At 63.5% G+C, this 18,231-nt stretch carries 20 protein-coding genes and 2 pseudogenes; 8 read left to right on the top strand and 14 right to left on the bottom strand.

Annotated features, from left to right (window positions below):
- Nucleotides 1–80 precede the first annotated feature (80 nt).
- Together X750_RS142275 and X750_RS142280 are read right to left on the bottom strand one after the other, a co-directional pair.
- A pseudogene (locus X750_RS142275) lies at nucleotides 81–413 on the bottom strand (cobalamin-dependent protein); the annotation flags it as partial.
- Nucleotides 414–524: 111 nt separating this feature from the next.
- On the bottom strand, nucleotides 525–1,001 hold the full coding sequence (locus X750_RS142280; protein ID WP_023687465.1) for an Lrp/AsnC family transcriptional regulator: 477 nt from the start codon (nucleotides 999–1,001) through the stop codon (nucleotides 525–527).
- Nucleotides 1,002–1,140: 139 nt separating this feature from the next.
- Between X750_RS142280 and phhA the strand changes: the two genes are divergently transcribed.
- Complete coding sequence (gene phhA, locus X750_RS142285; RefSeq protein ID WP_023748259.1) at nucleotides 1,141–1,977, top strand: phenylalanine 4-monooxygenase; 837 nt, start codon at nucleotides 1,141–1,143, stop codon at nucleotides 1,975–1,977.
- A 195-nt stretch (nucleotides 1,978–2,172) separates the two neighbouring features.
- On the opposite strand, the gene X750_RS142290 is transcribed toward phhA, so the two are convergent.
- The 3 genes from X750_RS142290 to X750_RS142295 all read right to left on the bottom strand — a co-directional run bounded on the left by X750_RS142290 (nucleotide 2,173) and on the right by X750_RS142295 (nucleotide 4,715).
- On the bottom strand, nucleotides 2,173–3,612 hold the full coding sequence (locus X750_RS142290) for a GMC family oxidoreductase (protein ID WP_023748258.1): 1,440 nt from the start codon (nucleotides 3,610–3,612) through the stop codon (nucleotides 2,173–2,175).
- On the bottom strand, nucleotides 3,609–3,779 hold the full coding sequence (locus X750_RS1000000165985; RefSeq protein ID WP_023673226.1) for a hypothetical protein: 171 nt from the start codon (nucleotides 3,777–3,779) through the stop codon (nucleotides 3,609–3,611). Before X750_RS1000000165985 ends, X750_RS142290 begins: the two co-directional genes overlap by 4 nt.
- 174 nt (nucleotides 3,780–3,953) lie before the next feature.
- Complete coding sequence (locus X750_RS142295; protein ID WP_023681345.1) at nucleotides 3,954–4,715, bottom strand: GGDEF domain-containing protein; 762 nt, start codon at nucleotides 4,713–4,715, stop codon at nucleotides 3,954–3,956.
- A 175-nt stretch (nucleotides 4,716–4,890) separates the two neighbouring features.
- On the opposite strand from X750_RS142295, the gene X750_RS142300 reads away from it, so the two are divergent.
- Nucleotides 4,891–5,610: a pyrimidine 5'-nucleotidase gene (locus X750_RS142300; RefSeq protein WP_023748257.1), complete on the top strand. Its 720-nt coding sequence runs from the start codon at nucleotides 4,891–4,893 to the stop codon at nucleotides 5,608–5,610.
- Between the two features lie 80 nt (nucleotides 5,611–5,690).
- Here X750_RS142300 and X750_RS142305 read toward each other — a convergent pair whose 3' ends face one another.
- Nucleotides 5,691–6,536, bottom strand: coding sequence for an LOG family protein (locus tag X750_RS142305; RefSeq protein WP_023681343.1), 846 nt, complete (start codon nucleotides 6,534–6,536; stop codon nucleotides 5,691–5,693).
- A gap of 148 nt (nucleotides 6,537–6,684) precedes the next feature.
- Here X750_RS142305 and dapD point away from each other — a divergent pair, with 148 nt between their 5' ends.
- Genes dapD through X750_RS142320 form a run of 3 tightly spaced genes read left to right on the top strand, consistent with a single transcriptional unit; the run spans nucleotide 6,685 to nucleotide 8,732 of the window.
- The gene (dapD, locus tag X750_RS142310) at nucleotides 6,685–7,539 is read left to right on the top strand and encodes a 2,3,4,5-tetrahydropyridine-2,6-dicarboxylate N-succinyltransferase (RefSeq protein WP_023673222.1); all 855 of its coding nucleotides are present in this window, start codon (nucleotides 6,685–6,687) and stop codon (nucleotides 7,537–7,539) included.
- Nucleotides 7,536–7,940, top strand: a complete 405-nt coding sequence (locus tag X750_RS142315; protein WP_081725464.1) for a DUF805 domain-containing protein — start codon at nucleotides 7,536–7,538, stop codon at nucleotides 7,938–7,940. Before dapD ends, X750_RS142315 begins: the two co-directional genes overlap by 4 nt.
- Before the next feature lie 21 nt (nucleotides 7,941–7,961).
- Nucleotides 7,962–8,732 (top strand): hypothetical protein, encoded by a 771-nt coding sequence (locus X750_RS142320; protein ID WP_023732758.1) that lies wholly within the window; start codon nucleotides 7,962–7,964, stop codon nucleotides 8,730–8,732.
- A 58-nt stretch (nucleotides 8,733–8,790) separates the two neighbouring features.
- On the opposite strand, the pseudogene X750_RS01000000163260 reads toward X750_RS142320, so the two are convergent.
- Nucleotides 8,791–9,803, bottom strand: a pseudogene (locus tag X750_RS01000000163260) (2-dehydropantoate 2-reductase).
- Nucleotides 9,804–9,918: 115 nt separating this feature from the next.
- Between X750_RS01000000163260 and dapE the strand changes: the two are divergent.
- Together dapE and X750_RS142330 are read left to right on the top strand one after the other, a co-directional pair.
- The gene (gene dapE, locus X750_RS142325) at nucleotides 9,919–11,109 is read left to right on the top strand and encodes a succinyl-diaminopimelate desuccinylase (protein ID WP_023748256.1); all 1,191 of its coding nucleotides are present in this window, start codon (nucleotides 9,919–9,921) and stop codon (nucleotides 11,107–11,109) included.
- Nucleotides 11,110–11,111: 2 nt separating this feature from the next.
- Nucleotides 11,112–11,717 carry a hypothetical protein gene (locus tag X750_RS142330; protein WP_023681339.1) on the top strand — a complete coding sequence of 202 codons (606 nt, stop codon included), beginning with the start codon at nucleotides 11,112–11,114 and terminating at the stop codon, nucleotides 11,715–11,717.
- Here X750_RS142330 and truA read toward each other — a convergent pair.
- Genes truA through def form a run of 4 tightly spaced genes read right to left on the bottom strand, consistent with a single transcriptional unit; the run spans nucleotide 11,714 to nucleotide 14,470 of the window.
- A complete protein-coding gene (truA, locus tag X750_RS142335; protein WP_023681338.1) occupies nucleotides 11,714–12,469 on the bottom strand; it encodes a tRNA pseudouridine(38-40) synthase TruA in 756 nt (251 codons plus the stop codon). The genes X750_RS142330 and truA overlap by 4 nt on opposite strands.
- Before the next feature lie 11 nt (nucleotides 12,470–12,480).
- Nucleotides 12,481–12,987, bottom strand: coding sequence for an N-acetyltransferase (locus X750_RS142340; RefSeq protein ID WP_023748255.1), 507 nt, complete (start codon nucleotides 12,985–12,987; stop codon nucleotides 12,481–12,483).
- A complete protein-coding gene (gene fmt / locus X750_RS142345; RefSeq protein WP_023748254.1) occupies nucleotides 12,984–13,934 on the bottom strand; it encodes a methionyl-tRNA formyltransferase in 951 nt (316 codons plus the stop codon). Before fmt ends, X750_RS142340 begins: the two co-directional genes overlap by 4 nt.
- A 5-nt stretch (nucleotides 13,935–13,939) precedes the next feature.
- A complete protein-coding gene (def, locus tag X750_RS142350; RefSeq protein ID WP_023673213.1) occupies nucleotides 13,940–14,470 on the bottom strand; it encodes a peptide deformylase in 531 nt (176 codons plus the stop codon).
- Nucleotides 14,471–14,573: 103 nt separating this feature from the next.
- Between def and X750_RS142355 the strand changes: the two genes are divergently transcribed.
- Entirely contained in the window at nucleotides 14,574–15,827 is a 1,254-nt protein-coding gene (locus X750_RS142355; RefSeq protein WP_023748253.1) for a DNA recombination protein RmuC, read from the top strand.
- Between the two features lie 61 nt (nucleotides 15,828–15,888).
- Here the strand turns inward: X750_RS142355 and X750_RS142360 are convergent, their stop codons facing one another.
- From X750_RS142360 to X750_RS142370, 3 genes are all read right to left on the bottom strand, one after another.
- Nucleotides 15,889–16,695: a class I SAM-dependent methyltransferase gene (locus X750_RS142360; RefSeq protein ID WP_023748252.1), complete on the bottom strand. Its 807-nt coding sequence runs from the start codon at nucleotides 16,693–16,695 to the stop codon at nucleotides 15,889–15,891.
- Nucleotides 16,696–16,776: 81 nt separating this feature from the next.
- On the bottom strand, nucleotides 16,777–17,181 hold the full coding sequence (locus tag X750_RS142365; protein WP_023732767.1) for a GFA family protein: 405 nt from the start codon (nucleotides 17,179–17,181) through the stop codon (nucleotides 16,777–16,779).
- A gap of 77 nt (nucleotides 17,182–17,258) precedes the next feature.
- The gene (locus tag X750_RS142370; RefSeq protein WP_023701969.1) at nucleotides 17,259–18,212 is read right to left on the bottom strand and encodes a cation diffusion facilitator family transporter; all 954 of its coding nucleotides are present in this window, start codon (nucleotides 18,210–18,212) and stop codon (nucleotides 17,259–17,261) included.
- Nucleotides 18,213–18,231: the final 19 nt, after the last annotated feature.

Raw genomic sequence — 18,231 nt, 5'->3', positions numbered from 1 at the left:
TGAGGCGGCGGTCGCGGGCCAGAAAACCCCAGACCTCGCGGAACCACACGCGGCGGCCCATTTGCGTGTACCAGCGCATCGTCGCGCCAGTGATAGGTCGGGAACACGCCGCCATAGATCACCAGCGTCGCCGGCTCGAGCGCCTTGACCATGCGGGCGATCGCGAGCGCGGTGGGATGCGCCGAGGTCGAGCCGGAGTGGCCGATCAGGATGCAATCGGGCTGGCCGCTGAGCGCATCGCGCACCAGCGTTTCCAACGGCATCGGCCCGAATTCGGCATCGACCAGCCGGACTTTATGGCCGGCGTCGATAAGCGGGCCGCCCAGTGCCAGCAGGCCGAGCGGTGGCAGATGGTCATCGGGCACGCGGCTGCCGATGGCGGTGTGCGGCGGATTGATCAGCACGATGTTCATGACGGACCTTTGAGCGACGGTCCGCATGGCGTAGCCGGCGTTTCAGTTTCGCATTTGGGCTCCGTTCAGCAGTTTGCGTGCAGCTTTTCCGCAGAAATGGCGATGCGTGTCCTACCGCCTGAGGTGGGCGAGCGGCACGTGGCCCGGGCCCTTGATGTTCTGCAGCACCAGCTGGGTGTGAACGTCGCGCACGCCGGCAAGGCGCATCAGGCGGTGCATGACGAAGGCGTTGAGTTCGTCGACCGACGGCACCATGACGTGCAGCAGGAAATCGTGGTCGCCGGTCATCGTCCAGCATGACGACACTTCGTCCATGCGTTGCACGGCGGCGATGAAGGTTTCGGGCGAACCGTCGCTGTGGCTGGTGAGGCGCACCTGGATGAACACCTCGACCATCAGGCCGACGGCGCGGCGGTTGAGCACGGCGGCAAAGCCCTTGATGATGCCGGCCTCCTGCAGCGCCTCGAAGCGGCGGGCGCAAGGCGTCGTCGACAGGCCGATCTCCTGCGCCAGTTCGGACACGGGCTTGCGTCCATCGCGCTGAAGAACATCCAGCATCTTGATCTCGAAATCGTCGAACTGAGGCATTTTCACTCTCTTTCAGCTTCTGCTTGGTGATTTTTACCTCAAATCATGGACCCAAGCCATCATCAAAGCTGAATTGCCTCGCCGGCCGCCGCTAGACTCTGCGGACAGATTCAAGTGTCACGATCAGGGGAGAAGAACCATGACGACGATGAGCGTTGCCGAATATGCCCGTGATTGCGCGGCGCAAGGCCTGCGTGGCGACTATTCAGTGTGCCGTTCCGACTTCACCGTGGCGCAGGGCTACAACTACAGCGCCGACGAACAGGCGGTGTGGCGCACGTTGTGCGACCGGCAGACCAAGCTGACGCAGAAGCTGGCGCACCATTCCTATCTCGATGGGATCGCCGCACTCGGCCTGCTCGACAAGATCCCGGATTTCGGCGCGGTCTCAGACAAGCTGCGCAAGCTGACCGGCTGGGAAATCGTCGCCGTGCCTGGCCTCATCCCGGCCGCGCCCTTCTTCGACCATCTCGCCAACCGGCGCTTTCCGGTGACCAACTGGCTGCGCACCAAGGACGAGCTCGACTACATCGTCGAACCCGACATGTTCCACGACTTCTTCGGCCATGTGCCCATCCTGACACAGCCGGTGTTTGCCGACTTCATGCAGATGTATGGCGAAAAGGCCGAGAGCGTGATTGCACTGGGCGGTGACGAGATGATCACCCGGCTCTACTGGTACACCGCCGAATACGGGCTGATACAGGAGGAGGGCCAGAAGCGGAAAGCTTTCGGTGCCGGGCTGATGTCGTCGTTCACCGAATTGCAGTTCGCCGTCGCGAGCCCGGACGCGCACCACGTGCCCTTCGACCTCGAAACGGTGATGCGCACCGGCTACGAGATCGACAAGTTCCAGCGCGCCTATTTCGTGCTGCCGTCCTTCGACGTGTTGCGCGATGCGTTCCGGACCGCCGATTTCAAGGCGATCATCGCCCGCCGCAAGGGGCAGCCGGCGCTGGATCCAGCGACGGTTTAGCAAATCCTAAAGGGTTTGCGCGGCACCTACCCCCACCCTTAATCCCTCCCCACAAAGGAGGACGGAGATCTCGTTGGCGCTGATTTCGAGGGTTTCGACACCAAGGCATGGGTAGCGCCGGCAGCAATCCTGTCGCGCCGTTCGCTTTTTTGACAATCAGACGGTAATGACTTCGTCACACCGTGGATGACTTCGTCACACCGTGATTACTTTGGTCAGATGGTCGCCTAGCCGGCAGGCAAGTGCGGTGATCGTCGTCGTCGGGTTGCATTCGCCCGACGTGCAGAACACCGACGAGCCGCCGACATAGAGATTGTCCATGCCGTGCACCTTGCAGTTGGCGTCGACCACGCTTTTGCTCACATCGGTGCCCATGCGCGTGCCGCCCATGTGGTGGTGGCCGGCCAGTTCCTCATCCGTCGGGTAGTCCTCGCCATTGGTCAGCCAGTCCATGATGCGGACGCGGCCGAGGTCCTTCTCGATCAGCGTCGTTCCGAACAGCTTGAGCCCCTCGAGGATGGTGCGGCGCTCCAACGGCGACTTCTTCCAGTGCAGCTCGATGCGCGGCACGCCGGCACGGTCGACATCGGTCTTCGACAATTCGATATGGTTCGAGGCCAGCGGCGCCTGTTCCCAGGCGACGTAGAGCTGGGCGGCGCAGCGCAGGTTCTGGCTGAGCTGGTAGGCGACCCATTCGGCGGCCTCGGGCGCGGTGCAGGCAAGGTCGGCAATCAGGCTCTTGACGCCGGCATAGGGCGTCTCGATCAGGCGTATGCCGAAATTCATGATCTGCAGCCGCTCCATGGCGGCGAGCGTCGGCGAGAAGAACGCCTCGTTGACGGCATCGACCTCGAACTCGCTGTAATCGGCCAGGATGGCATTGCCGCCCTCGAAGGTCGGGTGCTCCATCCAGTAGCGGCCAAGTGCCGTGGCGTTCGGCACCACGCCGCCATTCGAGCGCTGGTTCGACCATAGAAGCAGCCGCGAATTCTCCAGCCCGCCGGCGCAGACGATGAAATGATCGGCGCTGAAGGCGCCGGCATCCTTGCCGTTCGACCACAGCCTGGCGCCGGTCACTCGTTTGCCGTCCCCGGCAAGTTCGGTGGCATAGGTGTTGAGCACGAGCGCTATGTTCTTGCTCTTGTCGAGCTCGTCGGAGAATTTCTCGCCAAAGCGCACGGCCGGGCTCTTGATCAGCTGCACCCAGCGTATGTCGTCTGAAATCGGCACATCGGGCTTGAAGTCGGGAAGCTCGAGTATGTCGTGCAGCTCGGACAGATAGGGCTCGATGTCGGTCCGGGCGATTGGCCAGCCGGTGTCCGGCGCCCATGCCTTGGGCTCAAAGTCCTGCTTGTCGAGCACGCGGCACCAGCCGGCCCAGTGGTTCGACGACCCGCCCATGAAGCGCAGCCGGGTGATGTCGAGATCGAAATATTGATCGCCGACCGTGGAGCCGCGGTAGAAATCCTGCGACTCGTCGCTGAATTCGCGTGCGCCGGCCTCCAGCACCACGACCGGAATGCCGGCGGCGCCGAGCTTTCTGGCAATGGTGGTGCCGGCCGGCCCGGAGCCGAGAATGCAGACCTTGGGCTTGAAATCCGAGGCTCGAAACGCCTCATAGCTGTCGAATATCATGCCAGGTCGCTCCGCTTCAGGATCCAGCCATTGACCACGACGATCTCGTCGGGATCGGCCGGGGGGCGGTCGCTGTCAGGCAGCTTGCGAAAAAGCTGTAGCGCCGGCATCGCAATCAGCGCCTGCACGATGGTGCGGCGCGACATTTTCCTGATGAAGAAACTCATGACACGTCTCTGGATGGGGGCTTCGATCCACGCATGGCGTTCCCTGAACGGCACAGGTACCGGCCAGACATGCCATTCCCGTGCCAAGCCTTGCCTGTAAACGAGTTACAACCCGGTAAACGGCGCAGTTGCGTGGAAACAATGTTGGCGAACCGTTAACAGCCCCACCAACACCTAGGCAGCTTCGGAAATGTCCCGGTCGAGGATCGACAAATTGCGGCCGCGGTGCTTGGCCTCGTAGAGCCGGCGGTCGGCGGCGCGCATCAGGTCCGAGACATCGGCATCTTGCGCACAGGTGATGCCGCCGATCGAGACGGTCAGCGGCACCGTGCGCTCGTCGACCGGACGAAAGCGGACCAGCTCGACTTCACGGCGGATGCGCTCGGCCACGCGCCGGGCTTCGGCTTCCGTAGCGCCGACCAGGAAGGCGCCGAACTCCTCACCGCCAATGCGGCCGAGCACGTCGCCGCTGCGGACGCCGCGCTCGATGGCGCTGGCGATCAACACCAGTGCGTCATCGCCGGTCAGATGGCCGAAACTGTCGTTGATCGCCTTGAAATGGTCGGCGTCGATGATCAGCAGCGCGCCGCGATCGGATTTGCGCCGCGAGCCGTCCAACGCGGCAAAGAAGCTCTCGCGGTTGAGCATGCCGGTCATGTCGTCGCGGCTCGCCTTCGCCGACAGGCGCCGATGCGCGGCGGCGAGCTGGGCATGCGCGCGGGCGAGATCGCGATGCGCGTTTTTCAGTCGGTCGCTCTGCCAGAAGGTGCTGGCGCAGGCGATCCAGGCGAGCGCCAGCGGGCACACCGTCGATGTCAGCCAGACAGTGCGGTCGACCGGAAAACCCATGGCCGGAACGATGATCAGCGTCAGCAAAAGCGAGATGGCTACCGAGCCGAATGCGACGGCGGCGGACTTTAAAACTATGCGACTCATCGCTGGCTCCCACTGAACCGTCTCTGTGCCAGCAAGCCCTGAAGGCCACCTTTCCGCGATGGCTAAAATTTGAATGGTGAGCCCATTTTTACAACTCTAGATGCACATAGGTTGTGGATAAGCTCTGCATCAGAAAGGGGTTCGAACGGCAGATATTTCATGCCATAAGGACGCCATGACCACGCTTCCCGATCCCGCCCGCTTCGCCCATGTCACCGACTGGGTGTTCGACCTCGACAACACGCTTTATCCGCACCATTCGAATCTGTTTTCGCAGATCGACGTCAAGATGACGGCCTATGTCGGAGAACTGCTCACGCTGCCGCGCGAGGAAGCGCGCAAGCTGCAGAAGGAACTCTATCTCGAATATGGCACGACGCTGAACGGGCTGATGACGCGCCACGGCATCGACCCCGACGATTTTCTCGAAAAGGTGCACGACATTGACTATTCGTGGCTGGTGCCGGATCCGGTGCTGGGCACCGCCATCCGCCAGCTGCCCGGCCGCAAGTTCATCTTCACCAATGGCGACCGCAGGCACGCCGAGCGCACCGCGCGCCAGCTCGGCATACTCGACCATTTCGACGACATTTTCGATATCGTCGCCGCCGGGCTGACGCCGAAGCCTTCGCGGCAGACCTATGAGAAGTTTGCCGAACTGCACGCCGTCACCGGACACAATGCGGTGATGTTCGAGGATCTCGCCCGCAACCTCGAGGTGCCGAAATCACTGGGCATGACCACGGTGCTGGTGGTGCCGCGCAATTTCGAGCCGACCTTTGCCGAGATCTGGGAACGCGATCCGGCCAATGAGGACGACGTCGATTTCGTCACCGACGATCTCGCGACGTTTCTGACGGGGATAGTGGAGGGGGCAGAGGAATTGAGGAGCTGAAGAATTGAAGAACTGGTGAAAGGGAGACCGATCCGGACCTCCTTTTCCTCAATTCTTCAGTTCTTCAATTCCCGGTTCCCCTACTCCCCCAACTTGTAGAAGCGGCTGATGATCCCCCAGGCCTCGTCGGCGGTGTCGACAAAGTCGATGATATCCTGGTCGCCGGGCGTGATGGTGCCTTGTTCGGCCAGGAAATCGAGGTCGATCGCGCGCTGCCAGAACGCCTTGCCGAACAGGATCACCGGCACGCGCTCCATGCGGCCGGTCTGGATCAGCGTCAGCGTCTCGAAGAATTCGTCCATGGTACCGAAGCCGCCCGGAAACACCGCGACGGCCTTGGCGCGCATGACGAAATGCATCTTGCGGATGGCGAAATAGTGGAAGTTGAAGCACAGCTCCGGGGTCACATAGGCGTTCGGCGCCTGCTCGTGTGGCAGGACGATGTTGAGGCCGATCGACGGCGCGCCGACATCGTCGGCGCCGCGATTTCCCGCCTCCATCACGCCTGGGCCGCCACCGGTGACGACGACGAATTCGCGGTAGTAGGACGTGGCCGATTGCTGTGAGCAGAGGCGGGCGAATTTGCGCGCCTCCTCGTAGTATTTGCTGTTTTCCTCGAGGTTTTTCTTCTGCGTCTCGTTCTTGGCGGCCCAGGCCTCGCCGCCGGGCTCGGGAATACGCGCGCCGCCGAACAGGATGACCGTCGAGCGGATGCCGCGCTCGGCCAGGATCATTTCGGGCTTCAAGAGCTCAAGCTGCAAGCGCACAGCGCGCAATTCCCGGCGCGTCATGAAGTCGGGATCGTTCCAGGCCAGCCGGTAGGTTTCGGCGCGCGTCTGCGGCGTGTCGGGAACGCTTTTCGAGCGCTCCAGATCCTCGTCCGAATGCGGCAGCGGCGTCCATCCCGCCTTTTCCATAGGAGTCATATGCTTTCTACCCGTCCCAACAGTTCACTTGCGCCGTCCCATGGCGCACGCGCGATTGACCCCCAATACGCCTTAACATAGGGTCCGCGCGACTTTCAAAACAAGGTTAAGGCCGACGGCCTTAACAGCGTGGTAACGGAGCGAATTCATGTCGAAGCCTGATCTGGCCAGCCTCGAAAAGACGATCGAGAAGGCCTTCGAGGAGCGCGACACGATTTCGACCGCGACCCGGGGCGAAACGCGCGACGCCATCCAGTCCTCACTCGACCTGCTCGACCGTGGCACCGTGCGCGTTGCCGAGCGCCAGGCCGATGGCAAATGGCATGTCAACCAATGGCTGAAGAAGGCGGTGCTGCTCTCGTTCCGGCTCTATCCGATGGAGATCATCAAGGGCGGCCCCGGCCAGGCGGTCTGGTGGGACAAGGTGGCGTCGAAGTTCGACGGCTGGAGCGCGGTCGATTTCGAGAAGGCAGGCTTCCGCGCCGTGCCGTCTTCGATCGTGCGCCGCTCGGCCTATGTCGCGCCGGGCGCGGTGCTGATGCCGTCCTTCGTCAATGTCGGCGCCTATGTCGACAGCGGCACCATGGTCGACACCTGGGCCTCGGTCGGCTCCTGCGCCCAGATCGGCAAGAATGTGCACCTCTCGGGCGGCGTCGGCATCGGCGGGGTGCTGGAGCCGATGCAGGCCGGCCCAACCATCATCGAGGACAATTGCTTCATCGGCGCGCGCTCCGAAGTGGTCGAGGGCTGCATCGTGCGCGAAGGCTCGGTGCTCGGAATGGGTGTGTTCATCGGCCAGTCGACCAAGATCGTCGACCGCGCCACCGGCGAAGTGTTTTATGGCGAGGTGCCGCCGAATTCGGTCGTCGTCGCCGGCTCGATGCCGGGCAAGGCCTTTCCGAACAACGAGCCGGGCCCTGGCCTCTACTGCGCCGTCATCGTCAAGCGCGTCGATGCCAAGACCCGGTCGAAAACCTCGATCAACGAACTGCTGCGTGATTGATCCTGTCCGAGCAACCAGAGCGCTCCAGATTGCCCAACACACCACCACTTCCCTGGCTTTTCTTCAGCCTCTCAGGGCGCGTCAGCCCAAGTGCCTACGTGCTCGCCGGGCTGCTGCTGGTGCTTGCACAGTTTTTCCCGCTCTACCAGTTGTCGAGACTGGAACCCGGCACCGCAACCAGCCAGAACTGGGCACTTGTGTTCTGGGTCGTTTTGCTGATCTCGACATGGTCGAGCTTTGCGGTAACCGCAAAGCGGTTTCATGATTTCGGCAAGCCGACTTATTACGCGTTGATCTCTCTTATCATCGGCCCCATTCTTCTCATCGTTCTAGCGTGTTTCCGGGGTGACCCCGGTCCGAACCGCTACGGCAAGCGTAGCAACGCGCCGGCTGAACCATGAGCGCCGACCGGATATCTCGCCATGCGCTACCGCACGCTTGATCCGAAACTGATCATCGACACCGCCGAGCGGCTGGAAGAGCGCGTCGCCGAGCGTTTTCCCGATGCCGGCCTGCGCGGCGTCGCCGCCGAACTGGTGTCGCTGTCGCGCGACCTGGCCAAGGCGGCGCAGGCGCTGGAAGCGCCGATCTGGTGGCTGCGCGGCGCCATCGTCGCCGCAGTTGCCGCCGGCGCGCTGATCTTCCTGTTCGTCGGCACCATCCTGCCGCTCATCCATATCTCGCAGGCCGACGATGCGGTGCAGTCGGTGCAAGGCATCGAAGCCACGATCAACATGATGATCCTTGCCGTGCTCGGCCTGCTGGCGCTGATCCGCACCGAGGAGCGCATCAAGCGCAAGCGGGTGTTTCGCCAGCTGCATGGGTTGAGATCGCTGATCCATGTCATCGACATGCACCAGCTGACCAAGGATCCGGCAGCATTGTCCGCCAATTTCAGGCCGACCGCGCATTCGCCGGCGCGCATCACCAATGCCGCCGACCTGGCGCGCTACCTCGACTATTGCTCGGAGATGCTGTCGATCACCGGCAAGATCGCGGCGCTGTTTGCGCAGTCGGTCAATGACGATGTGGTCATCGACGGCGTCAACGACGTCGAGAACCTGGCGTCCAACCTGTCGCGCAAGATCTGGCAGAAGATCACGCTGATCGAGAACCACCCGGCTGCGCAGCCCCTGCCGGCGCCAGGCTCGGCGAGCAAAGCGCCGGCTCCGAGGCGCGCACCAAAGCTGTGACGCGGCGGGCCCACGCGCCTATTTTGCGGGCCAACGCCCGAGGCTCGCGGCAAGTAGACTATCCAGTGACGGTTTCCGGCGTCAGCCTGGGTGAGCCGCGCTTTTCCCGCTCGGCCTGCCGCACCAGCACGGTGACCCGCTTCAGCAGAGGCGCCGGCGTGCCGGCCTTTTCGGCGAGGCTCAGGACGGCCCCCTGCAGGTCACCGATCTCGGTCGGCCGACCACGCTGGAGGTCGTCCCACATCGACGAACGCGCCTGCGGGTCGATGGCGAGCATGCGGCGGGCGACCAGCCCGAACAGCCAGTCCGGCAGCCGGAGCAGGTTCGGCAGCAGGCCGGGATGCAAGCCGCCGATCCGCGCCGGCGCGATATGTAACGCCTTCATCGCCGCCAGGGCCTCGTCGATCTGACCGGCCAGGATCCGCCGCCAGCGGCGGTCGGCAAGTTCGCTCGCCAGCGGCAGGCCGGACAAGGCGACAAGCGCGTTGTTGAGGTTGATCAGCAGCTTGCCCCACTGAACGGCTTTCATGTCGGGATGGGTTTCCACGCCAAGCCCTTCGACATCGAGAAGGCCGGCAAGGCCGGTCACGCCATCTTCGATCATGACCTTGCCGTCGCTGGCGCGATGCACGTGAAGCGGCAAATTGCCTATGGCCGACTGGACGACATTGAACGGCACCATGCCGGCGAGCACAGTCCGTCCACCGAGCCCGGCGCGTAACCGGTCGGCATTGCCGACGCCGTTCTGCAGGCTGACCACCACGACATCGCCGCGCGCATGTCCGGCAACAAGCGACGCCATCTCCTCGGTAGCGCCGTTCTTGACCGTCACCAGCACCACGTCGGCACTGGCGAGGGCAGCGGCGGGATCGGTGGTGACGGACTCCGGCCGGATGGATCGGTCGCGACCATCGAGATGGTGATGCGCAGGCCACCGTCCAGCAAGGCCGTCGCGATGCCTGGCCGCGCCAAAAACACCACCTTGCGTCCGGCCAGCGCCAGGCAGCCGCCGACATAGCAGCCGATGCTGCCGGCGCCGGCAATGACGATGGTCTTTTCGGCGTTGGCCATGCGATTGTCTCGTGTTGGCCTGCACTATACGACAGGAAAACCATAATGTCGGCGGCAGGACCGGTCATCATCTCTGGCCGTGACAGGCCTTTCGCTTTCGATTATCGCTTTGCCCATGAAACTGCCGACCGATCCCGCCGCCAACCTCGCGACCCTCATACGCTGCGCCTCCATAACGCCCGCCGAGGGCGGCGCGCTGGCTGCCCTGGAAGGCATGCTGAAGCCGCTCGGCTTTTCCGTCGAACGCCCGGTGTTTTCCGAACACGGCACCCCCGACATCGAGAACCTCTACGCGCGCCGCTCCGGCAATGGGCCGCATCTGATGTTTGCCGGCCATACCGACGTGGTGCCGGCGGGCGACGAGGCGTCGTGGACGCATCCGCCCTTTGCCGCCGAGATCGCCAAGGGCGAAATGTACGGCCGCGGCGCCGTCGACATGAAGGGCGGCATCGCCTGTTTCATCGCCGCCGTGGCGCGCCATGTCGAGAAAAAGGGTGGTCCGAAAGGCTCGGTCTCGCTGCTGATCACCGGCGACGAGGAGGGGCCGGCGATCAACGGGACGACAAAACTGCTCGACTGGGCGGCGGCCAAGGGCGAGAGATGGGACGCCGCGATCGTCGGCGAGCCGACCAATCCGGACACGCTCGGCGACATGATCAAGATCGGCCGGCGTGGCTCGATGTCGGGCAGCGTCACGGTCAACGGCCGCCAGGGCCATGTCGCCTATCCATTGCTCGCCGACAATCCGGTGCGCGGCCTGATCAGCCTGGTCGACGCCTTGCTGTCGCCCGTCTTCGACAAGGGCACGAAGGATTTTCAGCCGACCAATCTGGAAGTGACCTCGATCGATGTCGGCAACCCGGCGACCAATGTTATTCCGGCCAAGGCGACAGCCACCTTCAACATCCGCTTCAACGACACATGGACTGCCGAGACGGTGCAGGCCGAAATCCATAACCGCCTCGACCAGGCGGCGAAGCGCAAGAAATACCGGACCGGCAAGACGCCGGTCGACTACGAGCTGATCTGGCGCGACCGGCCGAGCCATGTCTTCCTGACGCGCGACGACAAGCTGATCGGGACGCTGCGCGGGTCGATCAAGGCGACGGTCGGCAAGGAGCCGGCGCTGTCCACCTCGGGCGGAACCTCGGATGCGCGTTTCATCAAGGACTATTGCCCGGTGGTCGAGTTCGGCCTGGTCGGCAAGACCATGCACATGGTCGACGAGCGCGTCGCACTGGCCGACCTCGAGACGCTGACCCAAATCTACCAGCGCTTCATCGATGACTGGTTCGAGCAGGGCTGATCATGCTTTCGGTTGACGAGACCTCTTCATCGCTTAACGGCGCCTGGCGGCTGATGCTCGGAAAGGCCGACGGCTTGCGGCTGCTCGACCTTTCGGCGGACGGCTTCTGGAATTCCTTCTTCGCCATCGTCGTCGCCGCGCCGGCGATGATCGTCGGCTGGGTCGGCACGGCCAACGAGATCGGCGATCCCAATGCGTTCGCCGGTCGGCTGGGCATGTTGGTTCGCCTGGCGACCGTCGACCTCGGCTCGTGGCTGCTGCCCCTGGTTGTGCTTGCCCTGGTCGCATCGCGCGCCGGCATCGGCGACCGCTTCGTCCACTATGTCGTCGCCAGCAACTGGGCGTCGGCGATCACCGCCTGGATGCTGCTGCCTTCAGCGTTGATCAGGCTTTTCCTGCCGTCCGGCAACCCGGTTGCCGAATTGGTGTGGCTGGTTCTGGTGGTGCTGTCGCTGGTACTCACCTGGCGGATGACCAACGCCGCGATCGGCAAGGGCGCGGCTGTCGGCAGCGCCGTGTTCGCAGGCATGTTGGTGGTGTCTCTGGCCGTCTTGTTCGGCCTGGTGGCGCTGCTCGGCATCACGGTGCCGACCGCCGCTCCGGCCTAGAACTTTTCCGGATAGTCTACACCGACGAGAAAAAGCCCGTCGGGCGGCGCCACCTGGCCGCAGGCGGCGCGGTCTTGCGCCGCGAGCGCTGCCTTGAGGTCGGCGGCGGTCCAGCCGCCGTCGCCGACGCGTTTCAGCGAACCGACCATGGAGCGCACCTGGTTGTGCAGGAAAGAGCGCGCCGAGGCCCTGACTTCGATCAGGTCGCCCTGGCGGCTTACATCGAGCCGCTCCAGCGTCCGCACCGGACTGTTGGCCTGGCATTGCGTCGAGCGGAAGGTGGTAAAGTCATGTCGGCCGAGCAGGACTTTCGCCGCTTCGTGCATGGCGTCCGCATCGAGCCGCTTCGGCACCCACCAGACCTTGCCCTTTTCCATCGCTGCAGGCGCGCGCCGGTTGAGGATGCGGTAGAGATAGTGCCGTCCGGTGGCCGAGAAACGGGCGTCGAACTCATTGGGGACAACCGTCGCCTGCAGGATGGCGATGCGCGCGCCTGCCGCCTGCAGGTGCGCGTTGACGGCGTCGCGCACCTTGTCGTTTGGCCATGCCTTGGCGAGGTCGACATGCGCCACCTGGGCGGTCGCATGCACCCCGGCGTCGGTGCGGCCGGCGGCGCGTATCCGCACCGCCTCACCGCAGAATTTCTCGATCGCCTGCTCTATCGCCTGCTGCACCGAAGGCTGATCCGCCTGGTGTTGCCAGCCGGCGAAGAGGCTGCCGTCATATTCGATATCGAGACGAAAACGCGGCATACACCCTTCGTTCAGGCGGCGAGTGCGGTAAAGGCCTGGGCGTAGACCAGTTTGCCTTTTTCGGGTGCGTCACCCCAGGCCAGCGCCTGCAGCGCTTCGCCCTGATATTCGCTCTCGAACATTTCGGCCCGCGCATGATTGTAGCCGAAGCGGCCGTAATAGGCCGGATCGCCCAACACAACGGCGAGCGTCTCGCCGCCATCCCTGAGGCGGATATGCGCCTCGCGGATCAGCGCACCGCCAATGCCCGAGCCGTGGAACGAAGGTTCCACCGCCAACGGCGCCAGCGCCACGGCTGCGAACTGCTTGCCGCCGTTCTGGACGAACAGCCTGGAAAACAGGATGTGGCCGACCACCTGGCCGTCTTCTTCCGCCACCAGTTCGACAACGGCGTCGCCGCCGGTGACCAGAGCGTCGACCAGCCCGGCCTCCGCCTGCTGGCCGAATGCGTGTTCCTCGACCAGGCGTATGGCCTCGCGGTCCCGCGGCGTCGCGCCGCGTATCGACATCATGCTCATGAGAACTTCATTCCTTTTTCGATCTTGGCCCCGCGCAGAAACTCCTTCGCGGCAGCAGGCTTTCCGCCCGCCCGTTGAACTTCGACCAGCCTGACCGCGCCCGACCCGCAGGCGACCGTCAGCCGGTCATCGAGAATTCCTCCCGACTCGCCCATGCTTTCAGAAAGCGTACCTTCAGAAAGCGTCGAGCGAAGCAGTTTCAGCCGTTCCGTGCGGCCGCCGATGTCGGCCTCGCACCAGGCGCCGGGGAATGGCGACAGCCCGCGAATGTGATTGTGGACCTCCGCAGCCGGGCGCGTCCAGTCCACACGTGTCTCCGACTTATCGATTTTCCTGGCGTAGGTCACCCCGTCAGCCGCCTGCAAAGTCGATGCCAGGGTATTTGTCTCCAATCGGGACAGCGCTTCCACCATCAGCGTGGCAGCAATATTCATCAAGCGGTCGTGCAGATCGCCGGCCGTCATATCGGGCTCTATGGCGCATTTTTCAACCAGTGCCACCGGACCGGTGTCCAGGCCCTCTTCCATGCGCATCACCATCATGCCGGTCTCGACGTCGCCGGCCATAATGGCGCGCTGGATGGGAGCTGCACCACGCCAACGCGGCAAAAGCGAGGCGTGGCCGTTGAGGCAGCCGAGGCGCGGAGCCTCCAGAATAGCCTTCGGCAACAGCAAACCATACGCGACGACGACCGCGACATCGGCACGCAACGCATGGAAAGCAGCTTGCTCGGCCTCGCCTTTCAGCGACAGCGGCGTGCGCACTTCGATTCCCAGCCGCTCAGCCTCGCGCTGCACCGGCGACGGTGTCAGCTCCAGCCCGCGGCGGCCCGCGGCGCGCGGCGGCTGGGTGTAGACGGCTGCTATCTCGTGCCCGGCCTCGGCAATCGCGCGCAGCACCGGCACCGAAAACTCCGGCGTGCCCATGAAGATGACGCGAAGCGGCATCTTCCCTATCCCACCAGCTTGCCCGGCGCCTTGTCCTTGGCGAGCTTCTTGAACTTCTTGACCACCATGTCGCGCTTCAGCTTCGAGATGTGGTCGATGAACAGCACACCGTTGAGATGGTCGATCTCGTGCTGCAGGCAGGTCGCCATCAGGCCTTCGGCCTCGATCTCCTGCAGCTTGCCGTCGCGGTCGAGATATTTCACGCGCACCGAGGCGGGACGCTCGACCTCGGCGTAATAGTCCGGGATCGACAGGCAGCCTTCCTCGTAGACCGAGCGAGCGTCGGCGCTTTCGAGGATTTCGGGATTGATGAAGACATGCGGCGCCGGCGGCTCGTCTTCCTTGGCGAGGTCGATGACCAGCATGCGCAGCGGCTCGCCGATCTGGATTGCGGCCAAGCCGATGCCCGGCGCATCATACATCGTCGCCAGCATGTCGTCGGCCAGTTTGCGCAAAGGCGCGTCGACGCGTTCGACCGGTTTGGAAACCTGGCGCAGGATAGGATCGGGAAGGATGATGAGCGGCTTGATCGACATGGCGCCTCACCTAAAACGTCGCAGGAGAAGCGTCAACCGGTGCGAATCGGTCTCGTTCACGTTTTGATCTGTGCCAGGTCTGCGAATCGGCTATGCTGGCGGGATGAACGACCTGAGCACCATCCTTTACGAACCCGTTGCCCGGCTTGGCGCCACGACGATCACGCTCGGCCATGCACTGGCCCTCGGCGCGCTGGTGTTTCTCGGCCTGTTCCTGGCGCTTCTCGTGGCGCTGTGGCGATCGGCCAAGGCGCGCACCATCGCCGCGGCGGAAGCCGCCGACCACGCCCGCGACGCCGAGGCGCGGATGGCCGGCATTTTGCAAAGCCAGGCCGAGATGCAGGGCCGCATGGGCGCCATCGCCGACGTGTTCGGCGCAAGGCAGGCCGAACTCAACCAGTCGATCGGCCAGCGCCTCGACGCCATGACCGGCAGGCTCGGTCAAACCATGACCGAACAGACCAAATCGACGCATGAGAGCCTCGCCAAACTGCAGGAACGGCTGGCGGTCATCGACACCGCGCAAGGCAACATTCAGTCGCTAGCCGGCCAGGTCGTGCAATTGCAGGCGATCCTGTCCAACAAGCAGACGCGCGGCGCCTTCGGCCAGTCGCGCATGGAGGCGATCGTCGCCGACGGCCTTCCGATGGGCGCCTACGAGTTCCAGGCAACGCTGTCAAACGGCAGCCGTCCCGACTGCCTGGTCAGGATGCCGAACGGTGCGCCGCAGCTTGCCATCGACGCCAAGTTTCCGCTGGAAGCCTGGAACGCCATCCGCGCCGCCGATGGCGCCGAACAACAGAAGATCGCGGCCCAGGCTTTCCGCCGCGACATCGAAATTCACGTCCGCGATATCTCGGAAAAATACCTGATCCAGGGCGAGACGCAGGACACCGCCTTCATGTTCGTGCCGTCCGAATCGGTGTTCGCCGAAATCCACGAGAATTTCGACGCCGTGGTCCAGAAGGCGCACCGGGCGCGTGTCATCATCGTCTCGCCGTCGCTTTTGATGCTGTCGATCCAGGTCATCCAGGCCATCCTCAAGGACGCCCGCATGCGCGAACAGGCGCATCTGATCCAGGGCGAGGTGATCCGGCTGATGGAGGACGTCGCGCGCGTCGACGAACGCGTGCGCCGGTTGCAGACGCATTTTGGCCAGTCGGCCAAGGATATCGACGAGATACTGGTCTCGACGTCGAAGGTGACCAAGCGCGGCCAAAAGATCGAAGCGCTGGAGTTTGGCGAAAGCGAAGCCGAAGTGCGCGGTGGCGGACCCGCCAAGGCCGAAGCCGGGGTGCGGGTGGCGGATTCCAAGACGGGGCAGCTCAGGCTACGTGTCGTCGAAGGCGACGATTAAAGTCTTTGTTTTGATGCATGTCGTTGTCCCAGAACCGCGGCACACTTCTGGGCGCCATGCATTAGACCGTAGCCACGATCACGTGCGCCTGGATCTTGGCCGCAACCTCGCCGCTGCCGTGTCTGGCTGCAATCACGGACGCGGCGTGATCGGTTGCGGCTTCCAGTTTTCCTCTGGCCTCGATTTCGTTGCGAAGCGGAGTTCCCTGGCAATAGGCAACCGCCGGAAGGCGTGGCGAGGAGGCACGGCTTTGTTCTGCCCTCGTGTCGATCACCACACGGGAGAAACCTGCGGCTTCCAACTCGCCGCGGATCAATGCAGTGTCATTGTAGCCGTGCGGCGTGCGGGCGAGAAAGCGGGGCGGATCGTTCGGAAAAATCTCCGCAAGAGCATTCGTCACATCATTGGCGAACACATTCTCTTCGATGCGATCCCACACGTTGAACAGGAAATGGCCGCCGGTCTTCAGGACCCGCTTTGCTTCGCGATAGCCGGCGGCTCGGTCGGGAAAGAACATCGCGCCGAACTGACAGCAAACGAGATCGAAAGCCGCATCTTCGAACGGCAGCGCCAGAGCATCAGCCTGACGCCATTGTATGCGACTGTCGGGAGCTTGTCGCGAGGCCGCGTAGTCGAGCATAGGCTGGTTCAGGTCGGTCACGACATAGCTTGCGCCCGGAGACAGTTTTGGAGCCAATGCGCGGGTGACAACGCCGGTGCCGGCGGCGACTTCCAGGACGGCGCCGGGCGACAAGGACGCTGCCCGTCGTGCCAAATCCGCGGCGAACGGCTCGAAGATCAACGGCACCATGTAGCGGTCGTAGTTTTCCGGAATCGAGCCGGCAAACACTTTGTCCGTTTCCGACATTGCTATCCCCCGCCATCCGTTTGATGGGTAGCCTAGCACATTATTGGCTGGTTTGGGCCGCGTTTAACCGGGAGGCAGGTGCTACTGCGCCTCTACGATGCTTACGCCCTCGAATTCCGGAAGCCAGTGCAGGGCCGATCGGTGCCATTTCTGTTGGGTCGGAACGAGATCCTCGCGTTGCCGCGCGGTCCCCGCCCTGATCCCATAGACCTTCGGCCCGTCGCCAACCGACGTTGCGTAAAGATGCGAACCGCAGTCGCCGCAGAACGCCTGGGCACGCTTGGCGCCGCTCGATCCCGCCTTGATATAGACCTTCGGTGTTCCCTTGGTGATCCTATAATGATCCTCAGGCGCGGGAACAGTGACACGAAAGGCGGTGCCGGTCAGTTGCTGGCAGTCGGTGCAATGACAGATAGAGGTCTTTTCCGGGTCGACCTCTGCTTCATAAGTTATGGCGCCGCAATGACACCCACCATCGATTTTCATGGTTGATTCTCCGAAATCCGTCGGGTGATCTTAGCGGGACCAGGCGATGGGGCCAACGGTGGACTGCTGGTCCAGAACTAGTCCGACGCCGCCTCGACCTGCTTGCGCCGGTGCTCCCAGGTTCCGGTCGTCTGCGGCTTGACGAACAGTCTGGTGATCTCCGGCATTTCTTTTTTCAAGAGCGCCTCGATGCGCTCGACACAGGCTTCGATCTCAGGCGCCGTCAGATGGTCCTCGAATTCGATGCTCAGCCCAGCGACGATCTGTTGCGGGCCGAGATGGACGGTGAGAACGCCGTTGGCCCGCTGCACTGCCGGATCCTGCTGGGCGATGGCCAGCACCTTGGCCTGCACTTCCGGGGAGGCCGGCTCACCGATGAGCAATCCCTTGCTTTCGCGCGCCAGAAAGATGGCGGTGGCGCCGAGGATCATCGCGATGCCGATCGAGGCGACGCCGTCGAGTTCGGGCATGTCGAGGAGTTCGGCCGCCAATATGCCGGCGAAGGCGACGAACAGACCGAGCAGGGCGGCGCTGTCCTCGAACAGGATCGTGTAGACGCTCGGATCCTTGCTCGATTGCACGGCCTGCAGCCAGCCTTGCTTGCCCTTCTGCTGGCGGAACTCCTTCAGCGCCACGTACCAGGAGCTGCCCTCGAACAGCATCGAGAGGCCAAGCACGATGTAGTTGATTTTGGGATTGGCGACCGGCTCAGGCGCCATGATGTGGACGACGCCTTCATAGAAGGACACGCCGGCGCCGAGCGCGAATACGAGCAGGGCGACAATGAAGCTCCAGAAATACAGCTCGCGGCCATGGCCGAGCGGATGCGTGCGGTCCGGCGGACGGGCGGCGCGGTGCATGCCGTAGAGCAGCAGCCCGCCATTGCCGGTATCCACCAGCGAGTGCACGCCTTCCGACAGCATCGCCGAGCTGCCGGTGAAGAAGGCGGCGACGAATTTGGTCACAGCAATAGCGAGATTACCGGCGAGCGCCGCGTAGATGACCGTCTTCGACCCGCCATGTGCTGCCATGCTGTCCCTCCAAGGCGCC

The sequence above is a fragment of the Mesorhizobium sp. LNJC391B00 genome (genome assembly GCF_000502535.1).
In the GTDB taxonomy this organism is placed as follows: Bacteria; Pseudomonadota; Alphaproteobacteria; order Rhizobiales; family Rhizobiaceae; genus Mesorhizobium.
This window is presented reverse-complemented; position numbering and strand designations above follow the sequence as displayed.

Excerpts from the sequence above, each read along its gene's own strand:
- X750_RS142280 (WP_023687465.1), bottom strand. The coding sequence starts at position 1,001 with ATGCCTCAGTTCGACGATTTCGAGATCAAGATGCTGGATGTTCTTCAG.
- phhA (WP_023748259.1), top strand. The coding sequence starts at position 1,141 with ATGACGACGATGAGCGTTGCCGAATATGCCCGTGATTGCGCGGCGCAA.
- X750_RS142290 (WP_023748258.1), bottom strand. The coding sequence starts at position 3,612 with ATGATATTCGACAGCTATGAGGCGTTTCGAGCCTCGGATTTCAAGCCC.
- X750_RS1000000165985 (WP_023673226.1), bottom strand. The coding sequence starts at position 3,779 with ATGAGTTTCTTCATCAGGAAAATGTCGCGCCGCACCATCGTGCAGGCG.
- X750_RS142295 (WP_023681345.1), bottom strand. The coding sequence starts at position 4,715 with ATGAGTCGCATAGTTTTAAAGTCCGCCGCCGTCGCATTCGGCTCGGTA.
- X750_RS142300 (WP_023748257.1), top strand. The coding sequence starts at position 4,891 with ATGACCACGCTTCCCGATCCCGCCCGCTTCGCCCATGTCACCGACTGG.
- X750_RS142305 (WP_023681343.1), bottom strand. The coding sequence starts at position 6,536 with ATGACTCCTATGGAAAAGGCGGGATGGACGCCGCTGCCGCATTCGGAC.
- dapD (WP_023673222.1), top strand. The coding sequence starts at position 6,685 with ATGTCGAAGCCTGATCTGGCCAGCCTCGAAAAGACGATCGAGAAGGCC.
- X750_RS142320 (WP_023732758.1), top strand. The coding sequence starts at position 7,962 with ATGCGCTACCGCACGCTTGATCCGAAACTGATCATCGACACCGCCGAG.
- dapE (WP_023748256.1), top strand. The coding sequence starts at position 9,919 with ATGAAACTGCCGACCGATCCCGCCGCCAACCTCGCGACCCTCATACGC.
- X750_RS142330 (WP_023681339.1), top strand. The coding sequence starts at position 11,112 with ATGCTTTCGGTTGACGAGACCTCTTCATCGCTTAACGGCGCCTGGCGG.
- truA (WP_023681338.1), bottom strand. The coding sequence starts at position 12,469 with ATGCCGCGTTTTCGTCTCGATATCGAATATGACGGCAGCCTCTTCGCC.
- X750_RS142340 (WP_023748255.1), bottom strand. The coding sequence starts at position 12,987 with ATGAGCATGATGTCGATACGCGGCGCGACGCCGCGGGACCGCGAGGCC.
- fmt (WP_023748254.1), bottom strand. The coding sequence starts at position 13,934 with ATGCCGCTTCGCGTCATCTTCATGGGCACGCCGGAGTTTTCGGTGCCG.
- def (WP_023673213.1), bottom strand. The coding sequence starts at position 14,470 with ATGTCGATCAAGCCGCTCATCATCCTTCCCGATCCTATCCTGCGCCAG.
- X750_RS142355 (WP_023748253.1), top strand. The coding sequence starts at position 14,574 with ATGAACGACCTGAGCACCATCCTTTACGAACCCGTTGCCCGGCTTGGC.
- X750_RS142360 (WP_023748252.1), bottom strand. The coding sequence starts at position 16,695 with ATGTCGGAAACGGACAAAGTGTTTGCCGGCTCGATTCCGGAAAACTAC.
- X750_RS142365 (WP_023732767.1), bottom strand. The coding sequence starts at position 17,181 with ATGAAAATCGATGGTGGGTGTCATTGCGGCGCCATAACTTATGAAGCA.
- X750_RS142370 (WP_023701969.1), bottom strand. The coding sequence starts at position 18,212 with ATGGCAGCACATGGCGGGTCGAAGACGGTCATCTACGCGGCGCTCGCC.